Source organism: Bradyrhizobium sp. Arg816 (genome assembly GCF_029989365.1).
Taxonomy (GTDB): domain Bacteria; phylum Pseudomonadota; class Alphaproteobacteria; order Rhizobiales; family Xanthobacteraceae; genus Bradyrhizobium.
Map to the genome: position 1 here is coordinate 1 of NZ_JAPRAQ010000042.1, position 15,309 is coordinate 15,309.

The 15,309-nt window shown below is 57.6% G+C and carries 11 protein-coding genes and 4 pseudogenes; 5 read left to right on the forward strand and 10 right to left on the reverse strand.

Annotated features, from left to right (window positions below; genetic code table 11):
• Positions 1 to 237, reverse strand: a pseudogene (locus tag OWC48_RS44060) (IS3 family transposase); the annotation flags it as partial.
• Between the two features lie 62 nt (positions 238 to 299).
• Between OWC48_RS44060 and OWC48_RS44065 the strand changes: the two are divergent.
• A pseudogene (locus OWC48_RS44065) lies at positions 300 to 1,351 on the forward strand (IS110 family transposase).
• Between the two features lie 236 nt (positions 1,352 to 1,587).
• Here the strand turns inward: OWC48_RS44065 and OWC48_RS44070 are convergent.
• From OWC48_RS44070 to OWC48_RS44100, 7 genes and pseudogenes are all read right to left on the reverse strand, one after another.
• Positions 1,588 to 1,851, reverse strand: a pseudogene (locus OWC48_RS44070) (transposase); the annotation flags it as partial.
• Positions 1,852 to 2,082: 231 nt separating this feature from the next.
• Positions 2,083 to 2,814: a peptidase C39 family protein gene (locus OWC48_RS44075; RefSeq protein ID WP_282525631.1), complete on the reverse strand. Its 732-nt coding sequence runs from the start codon at positions 2,812 to 2,814 to the stop codon at positions 2,083 to 2,085.
• A 9-nt stretch (positions 2,815 to 2,823) separates the two neighbouring features.
• Complete coding sequence (locus OWC48_RS44080; RefSeq protein ID WP_282525632.1) at positions 2,824 to 3,729, reverse strand: ABC transporter permease; 906 nt, start codon at positions 3,727 to 3,729, stop codon at positions 2,824 to 2,826.
• The gene (locus tag OWC48_RS44085; protein WP_282525633.1) at positions 3,730 to 4,665 is read right to left on the reverse strand and encodes an ABC transporter permease; all 936 of its coding nucleotides are present in this window, start codon (positions 4,663 to 4,665) and stop codon (positions 3,730 to 3,732) included. It abuts the gene before it with no gap.
• A gap of 7 nt (positions 4,666 to 4,672) precedes the next feature.
• Complete coding sequence (locus OWC48_RS44090; RefSeq protein ID WP_282525634.1) at positions 4,673 to 5,572, reverse strand: ABC transporter ATP-binding protein; 900 nt, start codon at positions 5,570 to 5,572, stop codon at positions 4,673 to 4,675.
• On the reverse strand, positions 5,573 to 6,703 hold the full coding sequence (locus tag OWC48_RS44095) for an ABC transporter ATP-binding protein (protein WP_282525635.1): 1,131 nt from the start codon (positions 6,701 to 6,703) through the stop codon (positions 5,573 to 5,575).
• Entirely contained in the window at positions 6,646 to 8,202 is a 1,557-nt protein-coding gene (locus OWC48_RS44100; RefSeq protein ID WP_282525636.1) for an ABC transporter substrate-binding protein, read from the reverse strand. Before OWC48_RS44100 ends, OWC48_RS44095 begins: the two co-directional genes overlap by 58 nt.
• A gap of 243 nt (positions 8,203 to 8,445) precedes the next feature.
• On the opposite strand from OWC48_RS44100, the gene OWC48_RS44105 reads away from it, so the two are divergent.
• Both OWC48_RS44105 and phnF read left to right on the forward strand, forming a co-directional pair.
• Positions 8,446 to 9,945, forward strand: a complete 1,500-nt coding sequence (locus OWC48_RS44105; protein WP_282525637.1) for an alkaline phosphatase family protein — start codon at positions 8,446 to 8,448, stop codon at positions 9,943 to 9,945.
• A gap of 19 nt (positions 9,946 to 9,964) precedes the next feature.
• On the forward strand, positions 9,965 to 10,765 hold the full coding sequence (gene phnF, locus OWC48_RS44110; RefSeq protein ID WP_282525638.1) for a phosphonate metabolism transcriptional regulator PhnF: 801 nt from the start codon (positions 9,965 to 9,967) through the stop codon (positions 10,763 to 10,765).
• A gap of 252 nt (positions 10,766 to 11,017) precedes the next feature.
• Here phnF and OWC48_RS44115 read toward each other — a convergent pair whose 3' ends face one another.
• Both OWC48_RS44115 and aepX read right to left on the reverse strand, forming a co-directional pair.
• On the reverse strand, positions 11,018 to 11,809 hold the full coding sequence (locus tag OWC48_RS44115; RefSeq protein WP_282525655.1) for a phosphocholine cytidylyltransferase family protein: 792 nt from the start codon (positions 11,807 to 11,809) through the stop codon (positions 11,018 to 11,020).
• Positions 11,810 to 12,130: 321 nt separating this feature from the next.
• Positions 12,131 to 12,988 carry a phosphoenolpyruvate mutase gene (gene aepX, locus OWC48_RS44120; protein ID WP_282525656.1) on the reverse strand — a complete coding sequence of 286 codons (858 nt, stop codon included), beginning with the start codon at positions 12,986 to 12,988 and terminating at the stop codon, positions 12,131 to 12,133.
• Between the two features lie 602 nt (positions 12,989 to 13,590).
• Between aepX and OWC48_RS44125 the strand changes: the two are divergent.
• Both OWC48_RS44125 and OWC48_RS44130 read left to right on the forward strand, forming a co-directional pair.
• Positions 13,591 to 13,791, forward strand: a pseudogene (locus OWC48_RS44125) (helix-turn-helix transcriptional regulator); the annotation flags it as partial.
• Positions 13,792 to 14,566: 775 nt separating this feature from the next.
• Complete coding sequence (locus OWC48_RS44130; protein WP_282525639.1) at positions 14,567 to 14,773, forward strand: cold-shock protein; 207 nt, start codon at positions 14,567 to 14,569, stop codon at positions 14,771 to 14,773.
• The last annotated feature ends 536 nt before the right edge of the window (positions 14,774 to 15,309 follow it).

A 15,309-nucleotide genomic window follows, 5' to 3' on the forward strand; every position in this document is an offset into this window, starting at 1 on the left:
GGTTGATAAGCACGCCTTCACTGCGGATCATGAGAAGCAGACGGCGATAGCCAAAGCGCCGGCGCACCGACGCCAACTCGCGCAGCCGGACGCGAATGGTCGCGTCGTCAGGCCGAAGGCTGAGATACGCACCGAGGACCGATCAGCCCCAACCACTTCACACGCCCGCCGCTGACTGACCTCAAAACTCGAACAAAGGTGAGCCACAGCCTGCCGCCTTGCAACGGGCGTCACCATTAATGGGATGACCCGCCCCATCCTCTCGGTCAGACTGAGTTGGCTTTTAAAAGGAGGAAGCAATGAGGACACGGAACAAACCCAGGCCGGCAACGGTGTTTGGGATCGATATTGGCAAGAACCTTTTCCACGTCGTTGGGCTCGACGCCGCCGGAATGCCGATCCAGAAGGCGACGTTTCGGCGCGATACACTCTTGCAGTTCTTCGAACGCGCCGGGCCGGCTCTGGTGGGGATGGAAGCCTGCTCCGGCTCGCAATGGTTGGCACGCAAGATCGCCGCGATGGGGCATACCGTCCGCATTATTCCGGCTCAATTCGTCAAGCCTTATGTAAAGTCCAACAAAAGTGACATCATCGATGCCGCAGCGATCGCGGAAGCAGTGACGCGACCAACAATGCGCTTCGTCGAGATACGGTCGCCTGAACACATTGACCTACAAGCGCTGCATCGTGTTCGCGATAGGATGATTTCGCAACGGACGTGTCTCATAAATCAGATGCGCGCTTTTTGCCTGAAATATGGGATCGCTATTCACCAGGGCGCCGGCAAGTTCAAGGCAGATCTGCCGAGGGTTTTGGCAGATGAATCGAATGATCTAACGTCGGCCATGCGTCGCATTCTGGCATCTACATTCGACGAGCTGCGGCGGCTGGAGCTGCGGATTGCTGAAGTCAACCGCGAGATTGAGGCGGTTGCCTCTCAAAGCGATACCGCACGTCGATTAATGACTATCCCGGGCATTGGTCCACTGCGGCGACCGCGCTTTTGGCAGCAGCTGGATCTGCCCGACAGTTCAAAAAGGCCCGCGATATGGCAGCTTGGCTGGGTCTTGTTCCCAGAGAATACTCTACGGGAGGCAAAACGAAGCTGCTGGGGATAAGCAAGCGCGGCAACCGATATCTGCGCCGGATGATCATCCACGGCGCCCGCTCCTGCGTGACACATCTTGATCGCTCGCGATATCACCTTGGCGCCTGGCTTGATGGACTTCAGGCACGCATGCACACCAACAAAGTCACCGTCGCCTTGGCGGCAAAGATTGCGCGGATCGCATGGGTAGTGATGACTAAGCCCGGCGCAAGCTACGAACGGCGGGATCCGGCCTTTAGCTGATCCCGTTTGTTCCAGACTGCGAGGCTCGTGAAAGTGATGACGAGACAGTCGATCGGCGCGCCGTAAGCCCTGTGCAAAAAAGCGGGTTTTGAGCCCGGACCATTTATCTGGGAACGGCACGCGCGGATCTCATCATGGCCTGGCCGCAACAGCGGCCCACTTGCAAGAGGCCGGATACATTTGTGCAGGCTGCATCGTCCTGATCGAAACGACCCTTGCACGGGCGGGGCGGGTCATACATTTTTTGAATTGAGGTCCTTTAGCATGGCGTTGTCGAGCATCGCCTCGGCCAACAGCTTCTTCAGCTTCGCATTCTCGTCGGCAAGGACCTTGAGGCGTCGAGCTTCGGATACGTCCAGGCCACCATACTTGGCCTTCCACTTGTAGAACGTCGCGCTGCTGATCCCGTGCTTCCGGCAAACATCACCGGTCTTCGATCCTGCCTCGTGCTCCCGCAGCACCGCAATGATCCGCTCTTCCGTGAACCTCGACTGCTTCATCTCCGTCTCCCTCAAGGTGGACGGATTCTACCCATTTTTGGAGGAAGTTCAGGGGCTCAGGTCAGCTCAGGTCAGGGCGCGCGGAAAAACGCTGGGCGGGCGTCCTGGTGGCTGTTTATGCTGCTTCCTAACTCGGTGTATACCGGTGCTGCTTACCGAGGCCACTCGATGGCATTATGCTAGAACTGCTGATGGTGGGTATGTTGGGCTTTTAGCGGCTACCAAAATGCATCAGCGTCCGAAGCCAGGAGCGCTCGGCGTGTCAGGCCGTGGTTGATGGCTAGCATAAATCCTGGGAAGAGGAAGCGCGACATTCGCCATTTTTGGAAGGCCCGCAAGAATGACCGCCTTTTCCCGGCTGGGACCGAACTCGGTCATGCTGGCAAAGCTCGCGTGATCGACGCGCTTGGCAGCATCTTCCTCAGCGGGATCTTTGAGAGGATCATTGAAGAACACGTGATCGGCGTCGGCCCCGGTCACCACCACCCAATGAGTGATCGTCTTAGCTTCGAACTCAATGCTGACCATCACGATGGGATACCAGCCCACCGCCATCCATTTCGAGAGGTCGTCAAGGCTGTAAGTTCCAACATGGACAGGGATGCCGCGCTGGTCTGCTTCGGCGAGATCTCGTTCCTGGAGAATCTGCATCACCTCAATCTCGCCGTCTTGTGAGGCGCGAGACTTAAGAAAAAGCCCATCATGGCTCACGACAACAAGCGCTGCGAACCCGCGGCGTTTGAGGGCCAAGGCCAGACCAACCGGTCCGCAGCCGCCGTGAATGGTCGTTGCCTCTCGCCAGATCTCGAGCTCAGCTGTTTCATTCGGCCGATAGCGCTCGTCCAGCGCGGACATCACCATCATCAGGGAAGATGGTCCACAAGTGAACTTCCTCCTTTGCCGATACAGGGGCACGTTTTTGACCGTTTTATTCGTTGAGCCGTCGAGGTCGGGATGCGGCATGACTTCGTCTCAGATAGGCATGAAAGAAGCTACGCGAGGTCCCGTCCGGCGCAGAGACTCGCTGATTGTCATGAGCGACATCGCTGTCGCTGCGATGACGAGCCCGGGCGCGAGGGCGATCCACCAGGCGGTCATCAAATAGTCTCTCCCGTATCCTACCATATTGCCTAAGCTCGACATCGGCGGTTGTATCCCTAGTCCCAGAAAGCTCAGGGTGCTTTCCAGGAGAACCGTCTCGGTGAGCCCAAGGGTCATGCCGACCACGATGGTCGGTGCACACGCTGGGAGAATATGGCGTGCGTAGATATGAACCCGCGAAGCGTTATAGGTCCGCGCCGCCGTTACATGGAGCCGGTTGCGTGCGGTCAAAGCCAGTCCTCTCGCGATGCGGGCGTGGCGCTCCCACCCGTGCAAGCCCACAAGACACACAAAGAGGGCCAGCGAATTGCCAAATATCGTTATGATAAGCAGTGCGGTCATCATGAACGGCACAGCAGCCTGCATATCGACCAGTGCCATGACTCCCTCGTCCACCAATCCGCCAAGCTCGGCAGAGAGGAAGCCTAACGAAACGCCGAGTAGCGTACTAATGAAGGTCCCGCCCACCGCAACGAGCATGCTGATCTGGATCGAATATATCAAGCGAGCCAGCACGTCGCGACCGAGCTCGTCAGTGCCCAATAAATGGTCCAGCGTGCCACCAAAGAACAGTGGTGGCGAAAGCCGAGCATCCAGGGAGATCTGTGCGGGATGATAGGGCGAGATCACCTGGGCCAGCGCGGCAATCAACAGACATCCGACAATCCATATGGCGGCGCCATGGAATCCCATTTTGGGCGGCTTACGCGGGCCGAGTCGAGCTTTCGAAGACCGAAAGATGTTCCAGGTCCATTCATACGCCCAGGCGATGCTCATCTATGTCTCCGAGGATTTCGAGCGCGGATCGAGCCAGGTGTAACCGAGATCGACGGCCAGGTTGGTCATGATCATCGCAGTGCCAGCAAGGAGGACAATTGCCTGCACCACTGGAATATCTCTGTTTCCGACGGAAGTGACGAAGAGATTTCCGATACCCGGCCATGAGAAGACCGTCTCGACCACGGTCGAGCCGGTTACCGCTCCGCCGATGAGCAGGCCAAGTATGGTGAGGATCGGCACCGCCGCATTGGGCAGTACGTGGTGGATCAATATCCGCCAGAACGGAATGCCGCGCGCAAACGCAGCCAACACATACCGGCTGTCCAGCGATTCGCGAACGGCCACGCGGGTGTAGCGGGCAAGCACGGCGGAGCTTGCGGCCGCCATGGTTACTGCCGGCAGAACCAAGCTGCGCCAGCTCTCCGCACCGCCGGTCGGCAGCCAATTGAGCTGAATTGAGAACACCAGCATCAGGACGATCGCCAGGAAGAAGCTGGGAACACACAGTCCCACGACGGTTCCGACCGTGCACGCACGGCCTATGAAGCTCGAGGGAAATACCGCGGCAGCTATTCCTGCCGCAACGCCTGCGAGCGCCGCCAAAGTAAGAGCAGAGCAGGTGAGTGTCAGCGTCAGTGGAAGGTGGCTGAGGACGACACCGAGTGCATCCTGTCGATAGACGTAAGAGACGCCTAAGCTTCCTCGGACGATGTTATGAAGATAGGCCAGATACTGCGCTAGGATAGGGCGGTCGAGCCCCAATTCGCCGGAGTATGCGGCCCGCATGTCCGCCGTCGCGTCCGGCCCGAGTAAGACGGTGACCGGATCGCCCGCGCAGCGCATAAGAACGAATACGCTTGTTACCATCAAAACGACTGTGACCAATGCGCGAGCAATTTTGCTCGCAAATATCTTCCGCGTGTTGCGCCTCATGCGGCTATCACCCCTCCGCCGGCAAGTCGCGACGCCCTGCTGGCTGCGAACAAGGCTTTGAAGGTGATGCCGTTTGAAGGCCGAGCCCAGAATTGGGCACCGCCTCGAGTAGGGACTTCATGTAACCCGTCTTTGGGTCGAGCAGCACCTCATCGCGTGAACCGCTCTCAACGATGCTTCCGCGCTTCAGGACGGTGATCTCTGAGCAGAGATAGGCAACGGATCTGATATCATGACTGATGAACAAGAGGGACAGGCCCCGGCTCTCGCGCAGATCCGACAGAAGATTTAGGATCTGAGCCTGAACGGTCATGTCAAGCGCGGAGACGGGCTCGTCACAAATCAGAACCTCGGGATGGAGAATAAGTGCTCGAGCTATGTTGACCCGCTGCGCCTGTCCGCCGCTTATCTGATGGGGCAATTTGCCAAGGATCTCGCCCGATAGGCCGACGGCGGAAATTGCTGCAGCGAGCCGAGCCTGACACTCGGAAGATTTCATTTTGAAGTTCACGAGCAGAGGCGCGATGATTTGTTTGCCGATCGGGGTAATTGGGTCCAGTGCGTCGAGAGGGCTCTGAAAGACAGGTTGGACACGAAGGCGGAACGCAGCCAATCGATCCGGCGTCAGCAGCTCGCCGTCAAAAAAGATCTGACCCGCTTCTGGCGCTATCAGCCCAAGCAGAAGCTTGGCGATGGTGCTTTTGCCGCTGCCGGACTCTCCTATCAGCCCATGGGCCTTGCCACGACGGATGATCATGTTGATCTTATGCAGCCTCGAGCCGCCAAGGACCTGCGCAGCGGAGCGCCGAGCAGCCGGGTAGGAAAAATCGACATTGCGCAGCTCGAGAATGGGTTCGGACGACGCGCGCGCTGTATGAACGTGAGGAGGCTCGATCGGTAATGCCATTCATGCCTCCAAGTTGTGGCATGCCACCACTTGTTGTGGAATGCCCTGCAAGGTAGGCCTTGTGTGCCGGCAAATGTCCAACCTTCCGGAGCACCGAGATGCGAAATTGCAGCCGGCCTGGCGCTGAGTAGGTTCAGGGAGGCTGCCTGCTGGGCTGTGCAGACGCCGGGGACGCCCTGAGAGTGGGGGGACAGCGGAGAAGAGCGCGCGCGTATAGGGATGCAGGGGAGTTCGAGCGACGAGATCGGCGCGCCCGATTTCGACCAACTGGCCGGCATAGAGAACGCCGATGCGGTCCGATCGTTGCAGGGCAACGCCCAGGTCATGGGTCACGAAGAGGATTGCCATGTCTGAGCGGAGCCGTTCGAGCAAGTCAAGGATCTGCTTTTGCGTAGTGACGTCGAGGGCCGAGGTCGGCTCGTCAGCGATGAGAAGCTTCGGCTTCATCGCCAGCGCCATTGCAATCATGACGCGCTGATTCATTCCGCCCGACATCTCGTGCGGGTATTTTCTCATCGTCTCATTGGGGTCATTGATCCCCACATCGCGGAGTAGATCTGCAGCCCTTTCGCTCGCCTCTTTCTTGCTCAAGCCGTCGAGCACCTGGACCGTCTCGCGAAGCTGGAAACCAATGTTCCGGACAGGGTTAAGATATAGACTTGGCTGTTGGTAGATCATTGCACGCTGGCGCCGATCGACATCAGAAAGACGCCTGCCTTCGATATGGATGTCGCCGAGACATCTCAGTTCGGAACTAGCTACTCCCATGATGGTCGAACACAGCACGCTCTTTCCGCTGCCGCTTTCGCCGACAAGCGCGAAAAACTCACCCTTCCGCAGCTCGAACTGAACGGCCTCCAGGAGGCGCGTCTCGGGCTGCTCTGCGAGAACAACAGTCAATCCAGTAATGCTAAGAATCGGCGCGCCGCCAGCCGCGATGGCCGGGCGTCCGGCACTCCCGTGCTCAAGAGTTCGAGCATAAGGTGCTTCAAGTGCATGCGAACTGGTTTGGTCCATGATTCCACCTTCCGAGCAGACCATAGTCTTCTGCGTCTGGCCCAGGGCGTTCTCGGCTAGACGTTGATTGCGCCTGGCCGAAAATCCATCAAACCGGTTGGCGTCGGTGTCCACTTGATGTTGGCGCGCTTCCCGAAGAACTCGCCAAGCGAATGGAGCACCGTTCCTGGTGGATCAATCTCGTCGAATATGTCCAGCATCTCTTGATAGGCGACTCGCCTTTGGGCCGGGTCCTGCGCCGTCAGCAAAGTCGTCTCCAGCATATTGAATCTGTCGTTCCGCCAATACCCACCCCTTTGAAAATTGCTCTGAGACCCCCAGCGCGAGACGAAAGATGCGGTGGGGTCGGGATAGTATGTGCCGTCTGACGAGTTGTTCACGCCGCGGCCCAAACGCTCTTCGACTTGGGCCCAATTCTCTTTCATTTGAATATCGACGTTCAGGCCGATAGCCCTCCACATTGCCGCGATAGCTTGGGTTTCGATAAGCTCGGCCGTGTAATAGTTGCCGACCGTTTTGAAAGGAATTGCTGCCCCATTGTAACCAGCTTCGGCGAGCAGCCGCTTGCCCTCTTCCGGATTGTACCGCGGGATTGGCCGGTCAGGATTGTAGAGAGCGCCGTAAGCAGGGTGTTGATGGGAGGGCGGCACACTTATGCGCTTGCGCCAGATACTATTGACAATGGTCTGCCTGTCGATCGCCAGATTCATGGCGCGCCTGATGCGTGGATCCCGCAACACCTCATTTGTGGTCGGATCATAGACCAGCGTGCGGAAGGACATCGTGTCGCCGCCAACCACGTCCAAGCGGTTGTCAGCGGCGAGGGTATCGAACTGATCCGGCGCTACGGTTGTGATGATATCGAAGTCGCCAGCGCGAAGGCCGGCAACGCGTGCCGCCGGCTCCCGCACCATCCGAAACTCGATTCCCTTCAGCGGCGGCCTTCCACCCCAGTACCCGTCATGCGCCTCGAGGCGTATGTAGCGGTTTTCGACGGCCTCAACGACGCGGTAAGGCCCCGCCGCGACGGGTGCTCTGGCCCATTGATCGAATGTCGCCGCCTTCAGATAGGCCGATTTCGAGACGATGCCGCCTCCATAGGAGGTCAGTCGTTTGACGAAGACAGGATCGGGCGCCTTCGTGCTGAACTCGACAGTGTGTCGACCGGTTGCCCGCACCGCGCTCATCGACGGAAGGCTGATCTGGCCAACACCATAACCCGGGCTGTCCTTTGCCAGCATACGCTCCGCACCGAAGGTAAATGCGACGTCCTCTGCCGTTAACTCTTCACCATCGTGGAATTGAACCCCTTTCCGCAGAGACACGCGATATGTGGTGCTGTCGAGAGCCTCGATGCTTTCAGCCAACATCGGCCGAATCTGCCCGTCCCGTTGATAGTCGATTGCAAAGAGCTTGTCGTAAATGCTCTCGAGCACCCGAAAGCTCACGAGCGCCGTGGCACGGGGATGGAGCGGATCGAGCTCGACGCGCAGATCCTGCATTGCGATCCGCAGTGCCGTCCGGCCAGCGTTTTGGGCAAAGACAGAGGTCGATGGAAGCAAGCTCAGCCCACCGACCAATTTGAGAACCGTGCGTCGATCACAGGTCTTCATCACACATCTCTTCTTAGTTGCACAAACCATTGCGTGCCGAGCTCTGAACCATGCAGCTTTGCGTGCTCACGCTCGGGCCGGGCGGACTCGGACAATGGTTTTCTGAGGAGCGGTTCGATTGGTGCGAGATATAATTCACACCGTGTGACACCATCATGACAGGCCTAGGTGCCTAGGTAGCTGGACAAGGAGGCTGCCGCTCCCGTAGGCTAAGTCTCGGAATCGGAGCTGGAAGGTGGCCGAATGAAATTTGTAATTGTCATGCTGGATGGTCTTCGTCCTGACCAGCTACACGAAGCAGTTACGCCCAATCTCGCCGAGCTGTCCAAAATCGGCCTTCGACTTGCCCGCCATACCTCATCTTTTCCCAGTGAGACGCGGGTTTCATCGGCCGCGCTGGCCACGGGCGGACATAGCGCGGCGCATGGAATCATCGGCAACCGCTTTGTGGCGAACGGTCGATCGATCGACGGATCTTCGCTCTCGGCACTCCTGACGCTCGGCAGCGAAAGCGGTGGCGTTCTCACCGCCACGACGATCGGCGAAGTCTTGGCGGCTCATGGAAGGGCGATGTTGTCGATCGGATCTCAATCACAGGGCTCTTTTGGACTTTCCAGCTGGGGGAGTTGGCAGGCGGGGGCGCCGGCGTTCTGGGTCCATGACCCGTCAATGTTCGGTGGCAACGCTGCCGTCCGCCGGATTGCGCCGTCGTTTCCGATGCTCCCTCCCGACGAGCGACCGGCGCGTGCGACCATTGAACGCGTCGTCGACCTATTCTTCTCGTTCCTGAAGAAAGAAACACTTCCGGAGGTCAGCCTGCTCTGGCTTTCCGAGCCGGACATTACATATCACATGTTCGGACTTCAGCATCCTAGAGCGCGTGAGGTGCTCCACGAGGTCGATCGCCAGTTTGGGCGTATTTTCGCTTGGTGGAACGAGAAAGGAGAGCGGGAAGGAGTACAGCTTATTGCTGCATCCGATCACGGACACGCCATCATTGGAGAAAAGGTCTCCGTATTGAAACACCTGCGGCGGTCGGGATTCAAGGTCGGATACGAACTCACGCCCGACGTAGACGCCGCAATAACAGCTCAACGGGTTGTAAACATTTGGGCCCGGGACAGAGAGGGCCATCTTCTGACAGAGATGTATCACACCCTGTCCGAGGAGCCATGGTTTGGTGTGGCCTTCTCACCTAAGGGCGCTGATGGCTCTCCACTTATCGCCAACACCCTCCCGCTTTCCGCTGTCATGGCCGAACACCAACGAAGTGCGGACCTGTCGTTTATTCTCGCCGATTGTGGCGCAGCCAATCAGAGCGCTTCGCCCGACGCCGTGTACTACGATGGGACCTATCCGACCGGCGTTGGCATGCACGGAGGGCTTTCGGCACACGAGCTGTCTTCATTATGCATCCTTGGTGGCGATGCCTTTAGAAGCGGAGTTGTTGCTGCCCCAACCAGCATCGTTGATCTGGTGCCGACGATCCTTTCCAGCTTGGGACTGCCGCTACCGTCGACGGTGCACGGCCGTATCATCGATGAAGCTTTGCAAGATCGCGAGGACACAGGCCAGTATGATGTCGAAGATGCGAGCGTCTCAATTGCCTCTTCAGCGCGCCGGTCAACTGTCTTCCGGGAACTTTACCGACAACGTCTTTATCTTAGGGGAGCGACCGTAACCCGGCTGGCGCAGGCTAAGAATGATAAACCTGGCGCTAATCCGACGCAATTCAAAGCCTGAACCACGGACCATTTGACCTATGTATCAAGGAAAGCGCTGGGAGTTTGTTCGGTCGAACATCGAAGAAGCCATTGTCTCGAGCCGATTTCGGCCAGGCGAAAAACTTCCGAACGACGTAGAGCTTGCTCTCGAATATGGTGTCAACCGGCACACCGTAAGATACGCCATTCGGGCACTTGAGCAGGAAGGACTGCTACGTGTCGAGCAGGGGAGGGGCACCTTCGTTGTCGAACATCCAATACCCTATCTGCTCTCCCCTCAAACCCGGCTGACCGATAATCTCATCTCGCAAGGCCGCTTGGCGCGTCGTAAGATCCTGTCTGCTGCAACGATAAAGGCAGACGAGCGGCTTGCCGGCTACCTCGACTTGCAAGCTCGTGACGATGTGCTGCGCATCGACACGCTGAGCTATCAGGACGAGATCCCAATCGTCATTGCGCATAGCTACTTTCCGGCGAAACGCACTCCCGGACTGCTGGACAAATTCTCTGGCGCCAACTCGATCTCGACGGCTCTCAGGCGCATTGGAATCGATGACTACTCGCAGCAATGGGTGACGATAAGTGCGCGTCTGCCCTCTGCGCAGGAGGCGCGCCTGCTTGAAATGTCGACTTCGGCGCCGGTCTTCGTCAAAGAGAGCCTTGATTGCTCCGGCCGTATTCCGATCAAATTTGGCGAGAATGTACTTTGCGCACCGAGAATCAGCTTCAGGTTCGACTTTAAAGAGATTAGTTCCGCGGAGCAGTCGCTTGCAGGAAAGCCTCGATCCGGAAGAGCGCAAGCGAGCAAATCGAAGTCATCTGCCTCTTTCAAGGTCTAGGTACCGTCCCATTCCTGCGGTCAAAGCGGCTGGCGGCGAAATAACTGTCTCGCTACCACCATCGCCTGTGGGTGTGTGTTTCACGCTTCATGCCGAGACGAGCCGCTCGCGTTCTGCTGAAGCAATAGGCGGCCGCTTTGGTTGCGGCCCCCGACAAGCTTGCGGGTTTTGGCGTTGTTACGCAGCCTGTGTCAGAGGCAGCCGCGCAGGTCGTGAGGTGCAGCGTCAAACCTTCCGTGATCGTCGTGAACCTCACCCCCAGGCGGTTGGATCAGACGTATCGGCTCTTGCGAAGATGCGCTCGGCGGTGCGCAGATCTTCCGCATCATCGATTTCGTACCACCTGAGATCATCGCATCGCACGGCAGCAAGCTGCAGACCTCGTGTTTCCACGAGATAGGAAAGAAGCTCCTCGGTGTAGGCCTGGGTAGCTCCGGCCCTGATCATATCATCTAGGGCCGGAATGACCTCTGTCCGCAGAGTAGACGCGGACAGCCGCAATAGATTCATCGTCTTGTAAAGAGGAGGGCCATCCGCGATGAGATTTCTCGCTGTTTGTTTCAAACGAAATTCTGAAATGAAGCCAAGATCCGACAACAGGACCGCTGATCCCTGCATCAGCTCATCGAAGGGAGCGACAGCCGCTGCGTCGGGCGCTTCACTGATGAGCAGCTGCCGCAATACGTTTTCCTCGAAGAAGACGTCGCCCTCAAGGAGGAAGTGGTCCCCAGAAACGAGCGCGTCACGCGCCAGCCAGAGCGAATAGGCGCTCCCAGTACGGTCGTAAACGGGGGATTCGACGTATTTGATTGCAAGACCGCCAAAGCGGCTGCCGCAGGCGTCTTGGATCGCCTCTTTGCGATACCCCACAACAATCGTCACCTGTTCCACGCCGACACGCCCAAGGTTATGTAGCGCGTTGTGCAGGATGGGAGTGCCATGGAGTTGGACTAAAGGTTTCGGGTTTAGATCCGTTAGCGGCCGCAGCCGAGAGCCCACTCCAGCGGCGAGAATGAGAGCATGCTTGGGAGCATTCAGAGGCATTTCATTCGCCTTCTTCATCCCGAGTGTCGCACCGCAAGCATCGTGAACGCCTCTGTTCAGTGTTACGTGCCGCAGACTTGTCCGACCACCCCAAATATTGAAGCGGGTAGGTGTGAATTGTCATCAGCGCATACAGCTGAATCAGCCGCTGTGTGAGCTTCCTTAAGCGTCAGGGACAGATGTTTAGCCATGTCCGGAGCTGTCCAGGATGTTAGGTCGCGGCCTTGCTGGGTGACACTGGACGAGACCGGGGAGAGGCGAGGGGCGCATCGGGCGAGTTTAGAAGAAAGGAAACTTTTGTGCCAATCCTGCTGCCATGAACTAGCTGGGCTGCAGATATTGCTTTTCGGCCACGGCAAGTTCGTCATACCTCAGGAGCTCGAATATCTCGCTCAGCGGTGCGATATGAGATTCAATGCTCGCAACGCTCTCTTGAGCCGCGATGCTATCGCAAACGCGTCGCATTGCAGCTGCCGCAGCTCGCATGGAGTGATTGGCCCAGACGACTGTGGAGATGCGCGCATCGCGATAGGCAGAGACCGGCGTTCGATAGTATGTCGTCGGAACAATCACGACAGGGAGCCGGTTCCGCCACTCGTTCACGAACGAAAGAATCTCGTCCGCGGTACTCTTTCGCGAGTGAATCAAGATTGCATCGGCTCCCGCGTCGGCATAAGCGTGAGCACGCAAGATAGCTTCGTTCAATCCATGGCCAGCGATCAGCGCTTCGATCCTGGCAACGAGAACGAGAGTTTCGGCGACTGCATCCTTTACAGCCCGCAGACGACCGGAGAATTCATCGATATCGGCGAGCGGATGCCGCTCACCAATGAGCGAGTTCAGCTTCGGAAAGCAGCTGTCCTCAAGCGACACGCCCGCCGCACCCGCCTGATGAAGTTTGCGTGCGAGGAGGCGAGCATTGTTGAAATTACCGAAGCCGCCATCCCCGTCAACGAGCACAGGGAGCTCTGTCGAGTCCACAATGCATTCGACGCTCTGGACGAGCTGGGTCCATGAAGCTTCATTGGCATCGCGATAGCCGAGCGAACTGGCAATCGACAAACCAGAGGCCCAGAGCCCCTTGAATCCTGAGCGCTGGGCGATCGTGGCAGACAGGCCATCATGGGCTTCCATCAGAAACGAGAGCTCATCTTTCGAGCAGACCTGGGCGCGAAGCATTTCGGCAGGTGACGGTCGTGCGCATTGACGACCTGCGGTAGGCCGAATTGCTTGTGGTTGACACTGCATGCCTAAATCCCGGAAGAGGAGCGTCGATTGCAACGGCATCACTGCTCATACGTTTTGGCGTGATGCCGATCAATCACCAGCATTGGTAGTTTATTGGGACGCAAATACTTGCATGCTCGCCGTAGGATTGGCGCCGAACGCAAAGCTTTCGCTATGAGTTGATTGGCCTCGTGCCTAAATGCTGGAAAAAGGGCTGTGGATGCAAATGAATCACCTGGGGTTCGCGAGCCTTGCTACAGGCCCCGGAAAGAATTCCTCTACTCCTTGCTGCAGTGCTTAAGTGAAAGGGGGATATCCGGCTCTTTGTCGCAAATATCGACAGCCACGATCGTCATAATGCTGCTGTCGGGTTTCCGACATATGCCGCAAGCCTTGACAGGAGCTGCAGTAGGATGGGCGCCTCGCGCATATGGAGCGGCAATCGCCGAGGAATTTGTCCTGCCTCGCCGGTAGTTTGCTGGCGCCACTGGATGGTATGGCATTTGCTGATGCCTTTCCTGTTCTCTCAATCACAGGAGAAAGTCATGGCGGATGAGCAAGAGGTTGTGCTGTCGGAACGGGAAAGACAGTGTTTGCGATGGGTCGAGGAAGGGAAGTCATCCTGGGCTATTGGAGTCATCCTGAAAGTGAGCGAGAATACGGTCAACTTTCATGTCAAGAACGCGATGCGAAAGCTGGAGACGTCTAGCCGGACCCAGTGCGTCGTCAAGGCGCGACGTCGGTGTCTTATCTAGGCCGCGGTTGGCGGTTTAATAAGACCGTGAATTGCTGTGGCGAAGTGCAAAGCGAGTTATGCAGCTGACAGCTGCACAGCGATAATAGTGGCACTGATACCATACAGACGGCTTCTATCTCGATGCTGGCCGTAACGGTGACGCGCCACGCGGACACAGCGAGCCGATATAACGCCGCAGGCGCATCACACGCTTAGAGCTCGACGGCGGGGCGGATCGCAAATGTCGTTTACCCTGTTTTGAGCTTGGCGGTCGTATACGTGTCGCAGGTTGAAGTCTGGTAATCATAGCGGCCGACGTGCTGAAGCTGTGACCTACCACGGCGGCTTGGAGGGGGGCGACGCGCAGCCGGCAAATGATAGTCGGCAGACGCATTTCGAAAACGTGCTGCTGGTAGACGTTGCTCGAACGCTAAGGTTCTAAACGCCTAGCGACCTTCGGGTAGTACTCACGGGGCTTTGCTGGCTAAGTGAACGATCTTCCCGAGCCACCAATCCTGAGCTCGTATTTTTGGATGATTTGAGCGGCACGTTCGATGCATGCAACTCTCCCGTGAACCGTTAGCGACAGCAACTGAAGCACAGACAAAGGGTCATTCCAGACAGGCCTTTCGTCGCGCCAGGGGCGTTTCTATTATTTGCATATTGGGCGACCACTAGGCCATCCGACAAGAGCACGAGACCTTCACATCGGGGCCGCGACGTTAGTTGCCGCTGCTCTTTATGATCGGAAGACTCTTCGCTAGATCACAAGCGTTCACTATGGAGGTGCCGCCGTGGCAATGGGTATTGTGAAGTGGTTCAATCCGACCAAGGGTTATGGGTTCATCAGGCCCGAGGATGGAGGCCCCGATGTCTTCGTGCACCTCGGTGCCGTTGAAAAGGCTGGTTTGGCCACCCTCGAAGAGGGAGCCCGCGTAAGTTATGAGCTTAAGGCCGGGCGTACGGGCAGGATGTTAGCTGAGGATATCCGGGTTGGCTGATCCGAGCAAGCCGATGACGTCCTAAACGAGAGCACGGCTTGTCTCGAACTGATGAGGATAGTTGTCCGGTAGTGGTGACCTCTCGCTGACGTGACCACCCCTTTTCCGCGTAAGCAACATAGATTCGGCTTGCACCGCCGGAGCATGAGGATTGTGATGGAGGTGAAGTGCTGGTAACGCAGGCGCCATCAGCTCGTCGCGGGACAAAAAAGGTCTCTCAGCGAGCGCCAGCACGTGATCGTGGTCCAGTGCAGCGATCTTCTCACCACGAGATCTGAGTTAGAAGTACGCGTCAGCATAGCTCCGCACCGCGCTCTGGCTCGGGGGTCAGCGCGTTTTCTTTGGCTGGATTGTCTGCTGAAGATGGTCCGGACATTTATCGCTTGGCAACGATGCTGAGAAGCGGGCCCTCCTCCGCGGGAGTTTCAGGAGCAATCGCTAACTGCTGATCAAGAGGCTCTTGCGACTCCTCGCCGGCCTCATGATCGTCCCACGCAGTGTTGGACCTTCATCAAAGCCGCCCTCCTAGATTGGGA

Coding starts and splice junctions, on each gene's coding strand:
- OWC48_RS44075 (WP_282525631.1), bottom strand. CDS start 2,814: ATGCCGCATCCCGACCTCGACGGCTCAACGAATAAAACGGTCAAAAAC.
- OWC48_RS44080 (WP_282525632.1), bottom strand. CDS start 3,729: ATGAGCATCGCCTGGGCGTATGAATGGACCTGGAACATCTTTCGGTCT.
- OWC48_RS44085 (WP_282525633.1), bottom strand. CDS start 4,665: ATGAGGCGCAACACGCGGAAGATATTTGCGAGCAAAATTGCTCGCGCA.
- OWC48_RS44090 (WP_282525634.1), bottom strand. CDS start 5,572: ATGGCATTACCGATCGAGCCTCCTCACGTTCATACAGCGCGCGCGTCG.
- OWC48_RS44100 (WP_282525636.1), bottom strand. CDS start 8,202: ATGAAGACCTGTGATCGACGCACGGTTCTCAAATTGGTCGGTGGGCTG.
- OWC48_RS44105 (WP_282525637.1), top strand. CDS start 8,446: ATGAAATTTGTAATTGTCATGCTGGATGGTCTTCGTCCTGACCAGCTA.
- phnF (WP_282525638.1), top strand. CDS start 9,965: ATGTATCAAGGAAAGCGCTGGGAGTTTGTTCGGTCGAACATCGAAGAA.
- OWC48_RS44115 (WP_282525655.1), bottom strand. CDS start 11,809: ATGCCTCTGAATGCTCCCAAGCATGCTCTCATTCTCGCCGCTGGAGTG.
- aepX (WP_282525656.1), bottom strand. CDS start 12,988: ATGCTTCGCGCCCAGGTCTGCTCGAAAGATGAGCTCTCGTTTCTGATG.